Below are 17023 nucleotides of genomic sequence, written 5' to 3'. Positions count from 1 at the left end.
ATTAGCGGGGATAGGACAAGAAAAAGGGCCGCAACGTCTCCGCTGCAGCCCTTTCCCTATTGGTTGGCGTGAAGGATTAGTCCTTCAGGAAGTCCGGCACGTGGGCTTCGCCGCCGCCGCCATCACGGTTTCCACCGCGACCGCCACCGCCGCCGCGTGGGCCGCGATCACGGCCACCACCGCCGCCACGGGGACGACGATCGCCGCCACCACCGCCGCTACGGGGCTTGTTTTCGCGCGGAGGACGGGTGTCTTCCAGCTCTTCACCAGTTTCCTGATCGACAACGCGCATCGACAGGCGGACCTTGCCGCGCTGATCGATCTCGAGAACCTTGACCTTAACTTCCTGTCCTTCGGACACGACGTCGGTCACCTTCTCGACCCGCTCGTTCTTCATTTCCGACACGTGGACGAGACCGTCCTTGCCGCCCATGAAGTTCACGAATGCACCGAAATCAACGATGTTGACGACCTTGCCTTCGTAGATTTTGCCGACTTCGGCCTCTTCGGTGATGCCTTCGATCCACTTGCGTGCAGCAGCGATCTGATCGGCGTCCGAGGAGCTGATCTTGATCGTGCCCTCGTCGTCGATGTCGACCTTGGCGCCGGTCTCTGCGACGATTTCGCGGATGACCTTGCCGCCCGTGCCGATAACGTCACGGATCTTCGACTTGTCGATCTGCATCGTTTCGATACGCGGAGCGTGCTTGGAAACCTCGCCGCGGGCATTGCCCAGCGCCTTGGTCATTTCACCCAGGATGTGCGTACGGCCGGCTTTCGCCTGTTCCATGGCCGTCTGCATGATTTCCTTGGTGATCCCGGCAACCTTGATGTCCATCTGCAGCGAGGTGATCCCGCTTTCCGAACCAGCTACCTTGAAGTCCATGTCGCCCAGGTGATCTTCGTCACCCAGAATGTCGGACAGCACGGTAAACTCATCGCCTTCGAGAATCAGACCCATGGCGATACCGGATACAGGGCGTTCGATCGGAACGCCTGCATCCATCATCGACAGGCAGCCACCGCAGACCGTTGCCATCGAGGACGAGCCGTTGGACTCGGTGATGTCGGACAGGATGCGGATGGTGTAGGGGAAGTCTTCCTTCGAGGGCAGCACAGGGTGCAGCGCGCGATAGGCCAGCTTACCATGGCCGGTTTCCCGGCGGCTGGTAAAGCCGAAACGACCAACTTCGCCAACCGAATATGGAGGGAAGTTATAGTGCAGCATGAAGTTGTTGTACGAGAGGCCTTCCAGCCCGTCGATCATCTGCTCTGCATCCTTCGTGCCCAGCGTGGTGGTGCAGATTGCCTGCGTTTCACCGCGCGTAAACAGGGCCGAACCGTGGGTCCGGGGCAGCAGGCCAACCATCGCCTCGATCGGGCGAACTTCGTCGGTCTTTCGTCCGTCGATCCGCTGGCCGTCCTTGAGGATGGCACCGCGAACGATTTCAGCTTCCAGCTTCTTGACCGCCTTGTTGGCAGTCATCTGCGTCTGGCCGTCTTCCTCGGCGTAGGCTTCCTTCGCCTTCGCACGGGCAGCGTTCAGCGCGTCGGAACGCTCGGACTTGTCGGTCAGCTTGTAAGCCGCCGCAATATCGTCGCCGACGATGCCGCGCAACTTTTCCTTGATCGCGCTGGTGTCGTCGCTGGTATCGATGACCCATGGATCCTTGGCAGCTTGCTCGGCCAGATCGATGATCGCGCCGATAACCTTGCGGCTCTCGTCATGCGCAAACATGATCGCGCCGAGCATTTCTTCCTCGGTCAGTTCCTTGGCTTCGGATTCGACCATCATCACAGCGTCGTTGGTTGCTGCAACGACCAGATCGAGGCGGCCTTCTTCGCCCAAGGCATCGGTGATGCTGGGGTTAAGGACGTATTCGCCATCGTTGAAGCCGACGCGTGCTGCGCCGATCGGACCCATGAAGGGCAGGCCGGAAATCGTCAGGGCAGCGGAGGCTGCAACCATCGCAACGATGTCGGGCTCGGTCTCGCCATCATAGGAAAGAACCTGGCATATAACGTTGATTTCGTTGTAGAAACCTTCGGGGAACAGCGGACGAACCGGACGGTCGATCAAACGGCTGGTCAGCGTTTCTTTTTCAGTGGCGCGGCCTTCGCGCTTGAAAAAGCCACCGGGGATACGGCCGGCGGAGGAGAATTTTTCCTGATAGTGGACGGTCAGCGGGAAGAAGTCCTGCCCTTCACGTACACTCTTGGCGGCGGTCACGGCGCACAGCACCACGGTTTCGCCATAGGTGGCCAGCACGGCGCCGTCGGCTTGACGGGCAATCTGACCGGTTTCGAGGGTGAGGGTCTTGCCGCCCCACTCCAGCGATACGGTTTTCTTGTCGAACATGTATTTTCCTTATGAACCCGCACCGCCACATTGCGCGTGCGGGGCCTCTTGTTTCCGGGAAATCCGCCCGGATCGGGTTGGGGCCTAGTTGCAGTCCCAGAGGGTTCACGCACCGAATTGTGAGGGAAACCCATTTCGTCATCCCAGCGAAAGCTGGGACCTTTTTCCGCCCGCCCGGAGCCAGTGGCCCGAGGTCCCAGCATTCGCTGGGATGACGGAAGATAGACAAAGGGGCGACCTGCTGGCCGCCCCTTTGAGAAACTCTTATTTACGAAGGCCCAGCTTCGCGATCAGGGCGTTATAGCGCTCGACGTCTTTCTTCTTGAGATAGGCGAGGAGGCTGCGACGCTTGTTGACCATGGCGAGCAGGCCGCGACGCGAGTGGTTATCTTTGTGATTGGCCTTGAAGTGGTCGGTCAGATTGCGGATGCGCTCCGTCAAGATCGCGACTTGTACTTCGGGGCTGCCCGTGTCGTTTTCTTCGCGGGCGTTCTCTTTGATAACTTCGGCTTTTTTCTCAGCGGTAATCGTCATGCTTAAACTCTTTCACTCAGCGACATCTGGCAGGTTAAAGCCCCGGACGACTTTCGCCGATCCACCATCGAGTTCCACCAGCGCCACCGGAACACCGCCCAGCGTCGCACAGTAAAGCCCATCAGGTTGGGGCAACCCCGAAATGATCCGGCCTTGGCGGGCCGCCTGCGCACTCTCGGGATTGAGGGAAAGAGCCGGGATGTCGTCCAGCCCTGCCTCCAGTGGCAAGATCCGATCTTGAAGGCCCGCGCCTTTACCGATTTCGTTCAAACTGTCCAGCGAAATCGCTTGGGATTCGGTGAACGGACCGGCCCTCGTACGCCTTAGATAGGTAACGTGCCCCACAGTGCCAAGCGCGCGTGCGATATCCCGTGCAAGGGAGCGGATATATGTCCCCTTGCTCACATGCGCGACCAGTGTGACGCTGTCTGCCAATTCCAGCGGCGCGGCGGGGTCATAGGGGTCGGGACGGCCCTTTGTGGTGGCGAAGGCGGATTGCGCTTCCTCGTCCACCAAGGCACCCGGAAATGTCAGCGAATGGATCGTCACCTCACGCGTTTTCATCTCGACCTGCTCACCAGCCCTCGCCCGGTCATAGGCGCGCTTGCCGTCGATCATCAGCGCAGAATACGCAGGCGGGACCTGCTCTATACTGCCGGTGAAGTACTCCAGTACAGCGGGGATCGCCGCCATGGGCGGTCTGTGGCTGGAGGTCTGCGTAACCTCTCCTTCCGTATCCAGCGTCGAGGTTTCTTCGCCGAACTGGATGGTGAACTCGTAAATCTTGGACGCATCCAGCATCCGCCCGGCCAGCTTGGTCGCCTCGCCCAGCGCAATCGGCAACACACCTTCAGCCAGCGGGTCCAGCGTGCCGCCATGCCCCACCTTGGTCTTGGCATAACTGCCCTCACGCAGATTGCGCTTCACCGCGCCCACCGCCTGCGTCGAGCCGAGTCCGCGCGGTTTGTCGAGTATCAGCCAGCCGGAAAGCGGGCGTTTGGGCCTGGAAGTGTCGGTCATAACCCCTAAGGGTGGGGTTCCCCGTCACCAATCGCAAGCTGCGCGCTCTGACCGAATACCAGTTTGTTTACCGCCAGCGACACGGCTATCGACAGCAACAGCGTTACCGCCATGCCGTGGATATAGTGCGCAGGCTCCCACACCATGCTCCAGAAGCCGTAGAAAATCACGCCGGCAACCACCCCGACCATCGCAGCCATCGCGCTGACATTGCGGAAGGCGAGACCGACGATGAAGGCCGATAGGATCGGCATGGAAAGCAGACCGTAAAGCTGCTGCACGGTGTTGATCAGGCTTTCCTGGCTGGCGAAAAACGGCACCAGAGCGAGCGCCAGCACGGACATCACGATGGAGACCATTGCCCCCAGCCGCCCGACGCTGCGTGTCTTGCCGATATACGCCTCGTGCAAATCGCACACATACAGCGCGGCAGAGGCGTTAAGAATCGAATTGAAGGTGGTCAGCACCGCTGCGAACAGCGCCGCAGCGAAAGCTCCGCTGAGCCATGTCGGCAGGATCTCCGCCACGATCATCCCATACGCGCCATCGGACGGCACATCGCCAAACAGTTTGTAGGCCACGATGCCGGGCACAACCACGATCACCGGAACGATCATCAGCCGGATCGCGGCGGCAGCCATCACGCCCTTCTGCGCCTCACGGATATTCGGCGATGCCATCGCCCGCTGGGTGATGGTCTGGTTGGTGGACCAGTAGAATGTCTGGATGAAGATCATTCCGGTCAGCAAAGTGTGCCAAGGAATATCGGAGTCATTATCCCCGATCAGAGTGAGCCGGTCTGCCGGTATGCCGCTGAAATCGAAATCGATCGCCTGCATCGCCAGAAACGCGACCAGCAATGCCAGCCCCAAGATCAGCACGCCGGAATAGGTGTCCGACACGGCAACCGCTCGCAGGCCGCCAAACACGGCATACCCCGCCCCGATGACAGCCAGAATGACAGAGCAGATCAGCAGGTTCTCGATCCCCCCGTCTATGCCCAGCATCGACAGGAAGAACCGCGAACCGCCGTAGAGAATGGCGGGCAGGAAGATGAACATATTGCCGGCGAGAAACAGAATGCTGATTAGCGCGCGGATATGTTTGTCGCCGTATTTCTTCTGCAGCAGCTCGGTCGTCGTGGTGCAGTTGTTCTTGTAGTAGATCGGCAGGAAAACGAAGGCGAGAATGAACAGGCCGAACACGGCGGCGAATTCCCACCATGCGATCAGCAGCATCTGGTTGCCATTCATGCTCACCAGCTGGTCGGTCGACAGGTTGGTCAGCGTGATGGAACCGGCCACGAAATACCACGACAGCCCGCCGTTTGCGAGGAAGTAGTCGCGTTCCTGCCCTTTGGCGTCCTGCGCTCCGGTTCCGCGCTTGCCGCGGCAATGCAGATAGGTCGCCAAGGCAATCAGCGACGTGATGAGCAAAAAGACTGCAACCTGAACCGGATCGGCCATCTAAAACTCCCTATTGCAGAACGCGCCCGGCGCGCCTGCCTTCCCCATTTGCGCTGCCTAGGGCGTGAAAGAGCCTTTGGCGAGAGGCGTTGAGCATGACCCCTGCGCACGCGCTCGTGCCGCTCCCCTGCCCATGCAGTGCTGTGCATGCCTGGCCGAGACAGCGCGAAAACAAATGGGGGCGGAAACCCTCATCAGGTTACCGCCCCCATAATGCCGATCCCCCCTTTATTTGACCCGGGGACCGTGCATCAGAACTTCGCCCGGACGCCTGCGGTGTAGCGGGCACCAGTGCGGGTGTAGGTCAGCAAACGGTTCGGGAAGCGCGAGAAGTCCCGCGTGTCTTCGCCCAGCACGTTCAGCCCTTCGACAAAGAACTGGAACTGGTCGTTGAACTCGTAGCTGGCCGAGAAATCGAGCTGGCCGAAGCTTTCCCGCTGGCGCGGCTCGGCGAATTCGGCCTGTCCCAGAACCAGGAACCCGTCGCGGTAATTGTAGCTGACCCGCGCCGAGATCGGCCCGTCTTCATAGAAACCGGTGACGTTGACCGTGTGCGGGGTGAAGCCGTTGAACCCCAGATCGCCAGCGGGCGCATTGTCCCGGCTGCTGGTGACATAGGTGTAATTGGCCGACGCGCCAAAACCGTTCTGGAACGTCTTCTGGAAAGCAATTTCCAGACCGCTGATGCTGCCTGACAGGCCGTTGCGCTGGCGCGTATCGTTAAAGACGACATCGTCAACCACATCGGGAATCGCCGGGTTCGGATTGATCAGACGGACTTGCCCCGGAATCTGGATCGTTTCGCTCTGAATGAAATTCCCCAGTTCCTTGTGGAAGCCGGCAATGCTGACATAGCTAAGCGGCTCGAAATACCATTCGAAGGAAATGTCGAAATTGTCGGCTTCAAACGCCCGTAGGTTCGGGTTGCCTCCTCCGCTCAAAGGCGCGTCGGAACGGCCGCCGAAGGTGTTGGCCACGCCAAGCGCCGTCAGCGTCGGGCGTGTTACCGTTTTTGCATAGCTCAGACGCACAACCGTGTCGGGGCTCGGCTCGATCTTGATGTTCGCCGACGGCAACCAGTTGGTGTAGCCATTGTCAACCGAGGTAGCGGTCAGCGGCCCGAATATCGGATCAAGCTGGCTGTCCGAAGTCGATGCGGTGAATTCGATCACCGGAGCATCGAACCCGCGCGAGACAACATCGGTGGATGCCACGCGCACGCCCAGATTGGCCGACCACGGGATATTGCCGCCGAATTCGCCTGCCCAGCTGGTATTGACGAAAGCCGAGAAGATTTCCTCGTCGACTTCAAAACTGCCGGTCGAATTGAATGTTGGCGTGTAGATGCCGAAGGTGGGATCGATGCCCGCACTCGTCGAATAGGCCACCAGAGCATCCGTGTTGCCGCCGGTACGGCTTGGATTCCGCAGGTTTGCCACATTGTTGAGTTCGCGGAATGCATCCGCGAAGCTCGCCGTAAGAATAGTGGACGGGATCGTGTCCGAACCATTCACGCCGGACAGGAAATTATCGAGCCCGAATTCGCTCAGAATGCTGGTGTCGAATGGCACCGTATATCCGCAATAGGCACAGAAAATGTCAGACGCCGAAAGCGGTCCTGCTCCGTCCGGATCGGCAAAATTGTCGAACAGGTCGCGCGTTTTTGTCCGGTCGGTGTAGAGCACGCCTGCCGAGATTGTTTCGAGCGGACCTGCAAAGACATCCAGCTCTCCGTTAAGACGGAATTCCTTCACCTCGTCTTCCACCCGCGTGCGGGCAACATTGACGAAGTGCAGGCGCTGGATGCTGGTGTCGGTCAGTCCTGACAGATTGGTGATGGTCGACAAACCGTCTTCGCGAGTGCTGTCGATGAAGGGCGAAGTTGGTGCGAGTGCGCCGAGAACAACAAACGGGTTCGTGCCGTCGCGCGTTGCTTTCGACCACGAGATATCCGCATCGAAGCGCAGTGCATCACTCGCTTCGAACTGTATGTTGCCGCCGAATGCAAAAGTCTCTGCCTCACGATTGTTCGAGGTCAGAACATTGTCGTTCTGGGAGAACCCGACATCGGTGTCGTTGGGATCCGCTGTCAATTCGGAATCGCCTACGGCCAATTGCGGGTTGCGCGCACGGAATGCCGCGCTCGGGCGGAAGAAGGAAACGACCGTCCCGTTCGCATCCAGCTGCGGATTGATGAACGGCGGGCTGAAGAAGCCGGAGAACTGCTGGTCGAATGAGTCGATCTCGAATTTCGAGTACAGTCCGTCGACCGTGAAAGTGAACCGGTCGGTCGGGGCAAACTGTAACGCTCCGTTCAGCGTCAGACGCTCACGATCCTGAATGTCGCGGCTGAAGATTACCTGCTGCTGCACGCGCGCGCCTGCAGGCAGAGCGCCGATATCGGTCGCGTCCAGACCGCTGGCACCTTCGTCCACAAACAACGCGGCATCGCCTTGCCGCAGCGCAAAGCCGTTGGTCAGGTTGCGGTCAATCTGAGCGTTACGCTTGTTGTAAGACACGCCGAGCAGAGCGCCGACAACGCCATTGGACCACGATGCAACGCCGCCGATATCAGTGCCGATTTCCCCGCTCAGTTCTTCGTAGATGCCGGCAGCCGAAACGCTGGCGTTAAAGCCCATCCGGTCCAGCGGCTTGGCTGTGGTGATGTTGACCACCGCGCCAATCCCGCCCGATTGCAGGCTGGGTGCTGCGGATTTGTAGACCTCTGCTGTCTGAATGATGTCGGAGGACAGCACGTCGAATGAAAACTCGCGGCCGTCATTGTCTGTGGCAATTGTCCGCCCGTTGAGAAGCACCGCGTTGAATTCCGGGCCGAGGCCGCGAACGGTGATGAACTGCCCTTCGCCGCCCGAACGGTCGATGGCGACGCCGGTGATGCGCTGGAGCGATTCTGCGACGTTGTTGTCGGGGAACTTGCCCACATCTTCGGCGGAGACAGCATCGACGATAACAGCGGAATCGCGTTTGAGATCGATCGATTCCCTCAGGCTGGCGCGGATACCGGTGACCACGATCACATCGTCGGGAGTGGCTGCTTCTGCGCCGTCGGCATCCTGCGCAAAGGCAGGCTGCGCGGCAACCATGGCGGCAAGACCAGCAGATGCAGTGAGCATCACACGGAAGTTCTTCATAAATTACTCCTCTCCAGAGCCGGATTGCGCTCCTGCGAGGCAGTGTTTCTACCTTCGCCACCCCACAATGAGGGCGCATCCGAACACACCGAAAAGACCCGCTAAGGCCCAATCAAATCCATGGGTGGATTGGCGGAGGATGTGTTTTTTGGGAAATCGAGGGCTAATCAGAGTGCGATATGTCACTTTTGCAACACTAATCGAGGCCGGCAAAGCAGCGCTGCGGTTTCGCGGAAGTTTCGCCGGGTCTACCGCATCCGTGACCGATACTCACTGGGGGACCAGCCTATGGTTTTGCTGAATTGCCTGCTGAAATGGTACTCGTCGCAGAATCCCAACGCGTCGGAGATATCGCGCATCAGCAGATCGGTCTCCGTCAGCATCGCGCAGGCCTGTTCCATCACCAGAGTGGATCTATACTTGCCCGGTGAGAGTCCGGACAACCGCTTGAATTTTTTACGGAATGCCTCGTAGGATTGTTGCATCGCGCGTGCTGCGTCATGCACGTCCATGGCCTTGCGAAGGGCGGACTGTGCATCTTCCAGCCAGACGATATCGCTTTCGACATCCTCGTGCAGCGCCTGCTGGATATCGGCCAACAGCAGCTGAACCCGCACTGCCTCATGCAGCAAGCCATCCTCGGTCTTTTCCTCGCCGGATCCGACAGCTTGCATGATCTTGTCGCGCCAGAATTCCTGTGGATGCAGGCTGACGACCGGTTTGGCCGTGTCGATGCATCCTGACTGACGCCACACGTCGAATACCGGGCCTTCGAATACCAAATAGATCTCGTCCCAGCTTTCGCCGGAGGGCGGCCCATACCAGTGTTCGATACCCGGCATGACCAGAATGGCATCGCCGGCGGAAACCGGGCAGCTCACACCGTTGGCATCGCGGTACTCTCCGCCCCCGCGCACGACATAGACCAGTGTAAAATGGGGCAGAACCCGGCGGGAGGTGAGCACACCGATCCCGTTTTTTACGAAGCAGGCGATTCGAATACCGCCGAGCGGAGATGTTTGCATATTGCGCTTGAAAAACCGCTCTTCCCACATGCTCTTGCCCCCTCAGCGCACGCCCATTACCCCGAGTGCATTACCAAAAAGCACATCGCTTGCCAAAAGCGCACTTCACATATCCCCCTGCAATGACAGAAACAGCTGTCTATTGGATCGGCAAAGGCCGCGCCCCGTGCTTGTGCCGGCCATGACAGGTCGCCAATAAGTTCTGCGGGCGAGACCGCATCGGGAAAGCTGGACTGGATGTCAGATTACGAAGCAATGCCGCATTCGGGCGCAGCCGTGACTGGCCACCCGGACGAATGCGCGACCGGGCCCGGCGATCCCTCCTTCGCACAGCTGAAAAGCGCTGGTCTCGATGCGCACGCCGTCTCGCTGATTGTAGAGACGACGATCGGCGCGCGGCCCCGCATTGTGCATTGGGGCGAGAGCCTGCCCGGTTCGACTCCCGAAGAGCTGTCTCTGTTGGCATTTGCGCAATCGCCGCTGGGGTCGGCCACGCGGCTGATCCACGGTTCGCTTTCCAACGAGCCGGGCACCGGTATCGCCACCGCGCCGGGGCTTCTGGTCCAACGCGAAGGCACTGCGTGGACAGTCGACCTGAGAGTCCATTCGGTCGCCAAAGAAGGACAGGCGACGCTGGTCATCACTTGTACCGATCCACGCTGCGGCATCACTGCCACCTATCGCTTTACGCTGTGTCCGGTCACTGGCGTCCTTTCTGCGCAGACAGTTCTGGAGAACACCGGCGAAAGCGATCTCGCTGTCGAGTGGTGCGCCGCGCCGGTTCTGCCAGTGGACCGGCGGCTGGAGCAGGTCACAGGGTTTTCGGGCCGCTGGGCCGGCGAATTCCAGCAGGAAACCACCGAACGCTTCCGCGGGACCTATATGCGCGAAAACCGCGCAGGCCGTACCAGCCATGATATGTTTCCCGCCATCCTGCTGAGCGGGCCCTGCACATCCGAGACCCACGGACCAGCGAGCGCTGTACATCTGGCATGGAGCGGCAACGCACGCCTGAGGATCGACACCGCGCAGGACGGACGTGCATTTCTGCAGGCCGGGGAATTGCTGCTCCCCGGCGAGATCGCCCTTCAGCCGGGCGAGAGCTATGCCAGTCCCCTGCTGGTTGCGGCCACGAGCGAAGGCGGGGTCGGCACGACCAGCCACGCGCTCCACGCACATGTCCGCCGCAATATTCTGGACCCGCGAACGAACGACAAGCCCCGCCCCGTCCATTACAATACCTGGGAAGCAGTCTATTTCGATCATGACGAGGCGCGCCTGAAAGATTTGGCGAACCGCGCAGCCGAGGTCGGCGCGGAACGTTTTGTGCTGGACGATGGCTGGTTCGGTTCGCGTCGCAGCGATGCGGCAGGTCTGGGCGACTGGTTCGTATCGAAGGATATCTATCCCGGCGGCCTGCGACCGCTGGCCGATCATGTCCGGTCGCTGGGCATGGAATTCGGGCTTTGGTTCGAACCGGAGATGGTCAATCCGGACAGCGATCTGTTCCGCGCGCACCCGGACTGGGTTCTTGGCGCCGAAGGGATCGAGCACGTGCCCTTCCGCAACCAGTTGACGCTCGATCTGACCAAGCCCGAAGTCACCGATTATCTCTACCGCTGCATCGCGGACATCGTGGAAGAGGCGCAGGTCGATTACATCAAGTGGGACATGAACCGAGACACGGTGCATCCCGCCAGCGGCGAACGCGGGGCCATGCACCGGCAGACCCATGCCGTTTACGCGTTGATCGATGCGCTGAGAGAGCGCTTCCCCGATCTGGAAATCGAAAGCTGCGCCTCAGGCGGCGCGCGCGCCGATTACGGGGTCCTCCAGCATACCGACCGGGTCTGGACATCGGACAATAACGATGCGCTCGACCGGCAGGCGATCCAGCGCAGCGCCAGCCATTTCCTGCCGCTTTCGATCATGGGCAGCCATGTCGGCCCGCGCCGGTGTCATATTACCGGGCGCGTTCTGTCGATGGATATGCGGGTGGCCAGTGCCATCATCGGTCATATGGGTATGGAGCTGGATCTCGAAGACGAGACAGCGGAAGATCGCGCCACGCTGGCTGCCGGGATCGCGCTTTACAAGCAGCATCGCGGCCTGCTCCATTCGGGCCGCTTTCACCGGATCGCCATGCCTCATCCCTTTAATGCCGTATCTGTCTCGGCGGTTGACGGGGATGAAGCCATCGTCTCGTGCGCCATGCTTGGATCACTCCCCACCAGCCTGCCTCCGCGCTTGCCGATACCGGCTCTCTTACCGGATCGCAGGTACCGGGTAAAACTGGTCTGGCCGCAAGCGCCCGAATTTCCCGGCACACGGTCGATTTACGAGGAGGCCGACCTTGCGGGCGAGGGATTGCAGGTGCAAGGCGCTGCTCTGGGCAGGCTTGGCATCCAGCTTCCCCTGATGCACCCCGAAACCTGCATACTCCTGCATTGCAAGGCCGAATACTGACGATGAACGACACCTACGACCTGCTTGTCATTGGCGGCGGCATCAATGGCGCGGGGATTGCGCGAGACGCGGCGGGGCGCGGCTTGTCCGTCCTGCTGGTGGAGAAGGAGGATCTGGCGCAGGCGACCTCCAGTGCCAGCACCAAGCTGGTCCATGGGGGCCTGCGCTATCTGGAGCATTATGAATTCCGGCTGGTCCGCGAAAGCCTGAAAGAGCGCGAGGTTCTGCTGAAGAACGCCCCGCATATCATCTGGCCGCTGCGCTTTGTTTTGCCGCATGACACCGGCCTGCGTCCGGCGTGGCTGCTGCGGCTGGGGCTGTTCCTTTACGACCATATCGGGGGCCGCAAACTGTTGCCTGCCACCAAGCGGGTCGATCTGCGCAAGCCCCCGCATGCCGGCGTGCTGGAGCCGCGGCTGACCAAGGGATTTGAATATTCCGATTGCTGGGTCGAGGATTCGCGGCTGGTCGTCCTCAACGCGGTGGATGCGAGGGAGCGCGGGGCCGATGTCCTGACCCGCACCGCCTGCACCGAGCTGGAGCGCAAGGAGGACCACTGGGCAGCGACCCTTTCCGATGGCCAGACGGTCACGGCCAAGGCTGTGGTCAATGCCGCCGGCCCGTGGGTCGATGATGTGCTGGGCCGCGCCCTTCCCGGCGAAGCGCACGAAAACCTGCGTCTGGTGAAAGGCAGCCATCTCGTCGTCCCGAAACTGTATGACGGCGAGCATTGCTACATTTTCCAGAATGGCGACGGACGCATTGTCTTTGCGATTCCCTATGAGCGTGACTTCACCCTGCTGGGCACCACCGATGTCAGCTATGAGGGCGACCCCGATCAGGTGGCGATCGACGAAGACGAGCGTGCCTATATCTGCGACGCAGTGAACGAATATCTGAGCGCGGATATCGAGCCGGAAGACGCGGTCTGGAGCTATTCCGGCGTGCGCCCGCTCTATGACGACAAGGCGTCGAGCAATTCCACCGTCACCCGGGACTATATGTTTGAACTGGATGGGGGCGGCGACACCCCGCCGATCCTCTCCATCTTCGGCGGCAAGATCACCACTTACCGCAAATTGGCGGAGCACGCGCTGCAAAGGCTGGAGCAAACGGGGCTGAGCATGGGCGGCGCGTGGACCCGCGATGCGCATTTGCCCGGCGGGCGGATGGACCCTGCCTATGTCGATGACTTCATGCGCGAATGGGAGCAGCGCCTGCCCGGCTTCCCGCAAGCAGGCATCGCCCGCATGGTTCGCGCCTACGGGACACGGATAGAACGCATTCTGGGCGGCAAGGGCGGCGTGGGCGATTGCGGAGCGCATCTGGGCGGCGATCTGTATGCCGCAGAACTCGCCTATCTGGTGGAGCATGAGTTTGCCCGCAGTGCCGAAGATGTCCTGTGGCGGCGTAGCAAGCTGGGCCTGCATCTGGACGAGGCGGGGCGGCAGGCGGTGGCCGACTGGTTCGCGCGCAACCGGATCGCCGCCTGATGGATGAGTTGGCCACTCTTGGTAACACCGTCCAAGGCGCAGCGGTGCATCGCCGCAGCTTTCGCAAGGCAGACGGACGCATGCTGCATCTCTACGGACTCTCGGCCCATGACGAAGCCCCGCAGCCGCAGGACACAGACGCTATTGCCAAGGGCGGCGAGTTGCGATTTCACCCGCTGCGCCAGGAATGGAATGTCTATGCCGCGCATCGCCAGAACCGGACCTTCAAACCAGCTGCCAGCGACGATCCGCTGAGCCCCACAATGCCGCGCGGCCCCGCGACCGAAATCCCCTTCACCGATTTCGAAGTGGCGGTGTTCGACAACAAATTTGCCGCCTTCCATCCTGATGCGCCCAAGCCTCCTGAGCTGCAGGGCCTCGACACGCAGCCCGCTACCGGTGCGTGCGAGGTGGTGGTCTACACGTCCGAGGCGACAGGCAATCTCCACAGCATCGGGCAGGAGCGCCGCTGCGTGCTGCTGGCAACGTGGATCGACCGGTATGCGGCGCTGCATGATGCAGGCTGCGCCTATGTGATGCCGTTTGAAAACCGGGGCGATGCGGTGGGTGTCACCCTGCCCCACCCGCACGGCCAGATTTACGGCTTTACCGAAGTGCCACGCGTTCAAAAGCGTGCCGCAGAAGCCTTCGCCGCAGGGTATGATCTGTCCGCGGAAATCGCAGCTTGTGAAGCCGAGTATGGGATCGCAGACGCGGGCGGGATGCTCGCATTCGCGCCGCGTTTTGCCCGCTTCCCTTACGAATTATGGATTGCCCCGCGCACATTGCGCCATGGCCCGTGGGATCTGACAAAGGAAGAGGCTGACGGCTTCGCTCATCTGCTGGGCGATGTGACCCGCCGCTACGACACGATGTTCGGCGAACCTACACCTTATATGATGGCGCTTCATGCGGCTCCGGGCGGAGAGGCCAAAGGCTGGCACTTCACCGCGCAATTCTATCCGCTGATGCGCTCGCCCGGACGGATCAAGTATCTCGCCTCGGTGGAACAGCATTCGGGCGTGTTCACCGTGGATGTGATGCCCGAGGATGCCGCGAAGACCCTGCGCGATGTCTGACACGGTATTTGCTGCGCGCGCTCCCGGACGGGTCAATTTGATTGGCGAGCACACCGATTATAATGGCGGCTGGGTGCTGCCTGCCGCGCTTTCCGTCGGCCTCGAAGTGGAACTGAAACCGCGCAGCGACGACACCGCCAGTATCGCCACGGACGGATTTGACGGTCCTGTCACCCGGTCGCTGGATGAGGCCGCGTGCGATCACTGGTCCGACACGGCTCTGGGCGCTTTGCGGGAGGCGCGCTCGATGGGCCTGCTGCAAGGCGGCGATCTGTCGGTACACTCCACCATTCCCGCCGGGGCCGGTCTGTCATCGTCTGCGGCGATCAGCGTCGCGATCCTGAAGGCAGCGCGCGATGCAGCGGGCGCTGCCTTCAGCGACACCGAAATCGCGGTCGCCGCGCGCCGGGTGGAGACCGATTATATCGGGGTGCCTGTGGGCATCATGGACCAGATGGCCGTGGCCATCGCCCGGCCCGGGCAAGCCATCGCGCTCGATACGCAGTCGCTGGATTATACAGTGGTGAAGCTGCCCGCCGGATACTCGGTCGAAATTATCCATTCGGGTGTCGTGCGGCAATTGTCCGAAGGGCGCTATCGCATCCGCAAGGAAGAATGCGACGCAGCGCGTGAGGCATTTGGCCAAGACGCGCTGTGCCTGCTGGACCCACAGGCCATCGAGTCAAAACCGGATTTGGACGACACAATCCGCCGCCGCGCCCGTCACTGCGCCACCGAGCATCGGCGCGTGCTCGCTGCTGTGGACGCTCTGGCAGCGGGCGATGCCCCCGCGCTAGGCGTGCTGATGCAGGATAGCCACGTTTCCATGCGCGATGATTTCGCAATGTCGGTGCCCGCTATCGATGCTCTGGTGGCCGATGCGATGGAACTGGGCGCTACCGGCGCGCGGCTGACGGGCGGCGGCTTTGGCGGGTGCATTGTTGCGCTGGTGCCCGAGGAGCATCGCGCCGACTGGCTAGCCAAGCTGCTGAAACGCCAAGCCGATGCGTGGTTCGTCGACCGTATCGCGGGCTAAGCGAACCTGCGCCTAGCCTGCAATCCCCTGCGCAAGACCGATATATTGATCCATCGCCCAGTTCACCGGCGGACCAATCGTGTTTTCCAGCACGCCCAGATCGGGCGCGAACCACGTGAGCGCGATCAGGCCGAAAAACAGCAGCATCCCCAGAGGGCGCAACTTGTCATAGGCGCGTGCCATGCTGGGCGGCAGCAGTCCTTCCAGAATATGCGAGCCGTCGAAAGGCGGGATCGGCAGCATGTTGAAAGTCGCCAGGAACACATTGATCAGGATAAAATAGAACAGTCCCGTGGTCAGCAGCCCCTGCTCCTCTCCCGCAACGGCCAGACCTGCCGCCGCCGCAATGCCAAGCAGTACGGCGCCTATGGCGGCCAGTATCAGATTGGTGCCCGGCCCTGCCGCCGCCACCGCCATCATGCCGAAACGAGGATTGTTCAGCCGGTCCTTGCGCACCGGCACGGGCTTCGCCCAGCCGAACACCGGACCACCGGCCAGCGCCAGCATGCCCGGCACCAGCAATGTGCCTACCGGATCGACATGGCGAATAGGATTGAGGCTCAGCCGGTTCAGTTCCTTCGCGGTCGGATCGCCCAGCATTAGCGCGGTCCAGCCATGCGCGACCTCGTGGAACACAATTGCCACGATCAGCGCGGGGACAAGCACCACCGCCAGCATCAGGGTTTCGCTCATTTCGCCCATCAGGTTTTTCCGATCGCTTCACGGAAATGCCGACGGCACAGCGCGACATAACGCTCGTTCCCGCCGATTTCGGTCTGCGCGCCCTCGGCCACGGGATTGCCCGCGCCATCAACCCGCAGATTCATGCTCGCCTTGCGCCCGCAATGGCACACTGCTTTGAGTTCCACCAGCGCGTCGGCAATGCCCAGCAGCGCCGCAGATCCGGCGAAGAGCTCGCCCTGAAAATCCGTGCGCAGGCCGTAGCACAGCACTGGAATACCCGCCTGATCCGCCAGCCGCGCGCATTGCCAAACCTGTTCCTTGGTCAGGAACTGCGCCTCGTCGATCAGAATGCAATCGAGCGGAGTGTCGGCATGGGCCCGCGAAACCTCGGCCCACAAATCGGTCGCCGCGTCGAAGCGATGCGCCTCGGCCTCAAGCCCGATCCGGCTGGCAATCGGCTTGCCCACAGCGCGATCATCCAGCGCGGCCGTCCACAGCATCGTGCGCATGCCCCGCTCGCGGTAGTTGAAATCGGCCTGCAGAAGCGTGGTCGATTTGCCCGCATTCATGCTGGCATAGTAGAAATAGAGCTTGGCCATCGCACCGGGACGCTAGCCGCAGCCGTGCGCCGATACCAGCATTCATCCCTGCGACACGAACCGGTTGCAATGCTGGCCCCAATCGATACCAACCAGCCTGCAATATTTAC

The 17023-nt window shown here is 61.1% G+C and carries 12 protein-coding genes; 4 read left to right on the top strand and 8 right to left on the bottom strand.

Translation table 11 applies throughout. From position 1 onward, the window contains the following. Nucleotides 1-76: 76 nt before the first annotated feature. From pnp to ACFCW2_RS09340, 6 genes are all read right to left on the bottom strand, one after another. Nucleotides 77-2359, bottom strand: coding sequence for a polyribonucleotide nucleotidyltransferase (pnp, locus tag ACFCW2_RS09365; protein ID WP_379545887.1), 2283 nt, complete (start codon nt 2357-2359; stop codon nt 77-79). A gap of 264 nt (nt 2360-2623) precedes the next feature. Then, on the bottom strand, nt 2624-2893 hold the full coding sequence (rpsO, locus tag ACFCW2_RS09360) for a 30S ribosomal protein S15 (protein ID WP_379545885.1): 270 nt from the start codon (nt 2891-2893) through the stop codon (nt 2624-2626). Nucleotides 2894-2905: 12 nt separating this feature from the next. Continuing rightward, nucleotides 2906-3913: a tRNA pseudouridine(55) synthase TruB gene (gene truB / locus ACFCW2_RS09355; protein WP_379545883.1), complete on the bottom strand. Its 1008-nt coding sequence runs from the start codon at nt 3911-3913 to the stop codon at nt 2906-2908. A gap of 5 nt (nt 3914-3918) precedes the next feature. Continuing rightward, nucleotides 3919-5379 carry an SLC5 family protein gene (locus tag ACFCW2_RS09350; protein ID WP_379545881.1) on the bottom strand — a complete coding sequence of 487 codons (1461 nt, stop codon included), beginning with the start codon at nt 5377-5379 and terminating at the stop codon, nt 3919-3921. Nucleotides 5380-5630: 251 nt separating this feature from the next. Next, complete coding sequence (locus ACFCW2_RS09345) at nt 5631-8531, bottom strand: TonB-dependent receptor (protein ID WP_379545879.1); 2901 nt, start codon at nt 8529-8531, stop codon at nt 5631-5633. A 248-nt stretch (nt 8532-8779) separates the two neighbouring features. After that, on the bottom strand, nt 8780-9496 hold the full coding sequence (locus tag ACFCW2_RS09340; protein WP_379545878.1) for an AraC family transcriptional regulator: 717 nt from the start codon (nt 9494-9496) through the stop codon (nt 8780-8782). Between the two features lie 297 nt (nt 9497-9793). Between ACFCW2_RS09340 and ACFCW2_RS09335 the strand changes: the two genes are divergently transcribed. The 4 genes from ACFCW2_RS09335 to galK are packed head-to-tail and all read left to right on the top strand — an operon-like array spanning nt 9794 to nt 15630. Further along, on the top strand, nt 9794-12022 hold the full coding sequence (locus tag ACFCW2_RS09335; protein WP_379545877.1) for an alpha-galactosidase: 2229 nt from the start codon (nt 9794-9796) through the stop codon (nt 12020-12022). A 2-nt stretch (nt 12023-12024) separates the two neighbouring features. Next, nucleotides 12025-13515: a glycerol-3-phosphate dehydrogenase gene (gene glpD, locus ACFCW2_RS09330; RefSeq protein ID WP_379545876.1), complete on the top strand. Its 1491-nt coding sequence runs from the start codon at nt 12025-12027 to the stop codon at nt 13513-13515. Beyond that, nucleotides 13515-14594 (top strand): galactose-1-phosphate uridylyltransferase, encoded by a 1080-nt coding sequence (locus tag ACFCW2_RS09325; protein WP_379545875.1) that lies wholly within the window; start codon nt 13515-13517, stop codon nt 14592-14594. Before glpD ends, ACFCW2_RS09325 begins: the two co-directional genes overlap by 1 nt. Further along, on the top strand, nt 14587-15630 hold the full coding sequence (galK, locus tag ACFCW2_RS09320) for a galactokinase (RefSeq protein ID WP_379545873.1): 1044 nt from the start codon (nt 14587-14589) through the stop codon (nt 15628-15630). The genes ACFCW2_RS09325 and galK overlap by 8 nt, the downstream gene beginning before the upstream one ends. Before the next feature lie 12 nt (nt 15631-15642). Here galK and ACFCW2_RS09315 read toward each other — a convergent pair whose 3' ends face one another. Together ACFCW2_RS09315 and ACFCW2_RS09310 are read right to left on the bottom strand one after the other, a co-directional pair. Further along, entirely contained in the window at nt 15643-16323 is a 681-nt protein-coding gene (locus ACFCW2_RS09315; protein ID WP_379548959.1) for a site-2 protease family protein, read from the bottom strand. An 8-nt stretch (nt 16324-16331) separates the two neighbouring features. Next, a complete protein-coding gene (locus ACFCW2_RS09310; RefSeq protein ID WP_379545872.1) occupies nt 16332-16913 on the bottom strand; it encodes a thymidine kinase in 582 nt (193 codons plus the stop codon). Between the last annotated feature and the right edge of the window lie 110 nt (nt 16914-17023).

The sequence above is a fragment of the Qipengyuania algicola genome, from assembly GCF_042492175.1.
Lineage (GTDB): Bacteria > Pseudomonadota > Alphaproteobacteria > Sphingomonadales > Sphingomonadaceae > CAJXSN01.
The sequence above is the reverse complement of the archived record's forward strand: the minus strand, read 5'-3'. Positions and strand labels throughout refer to the sequence as shown.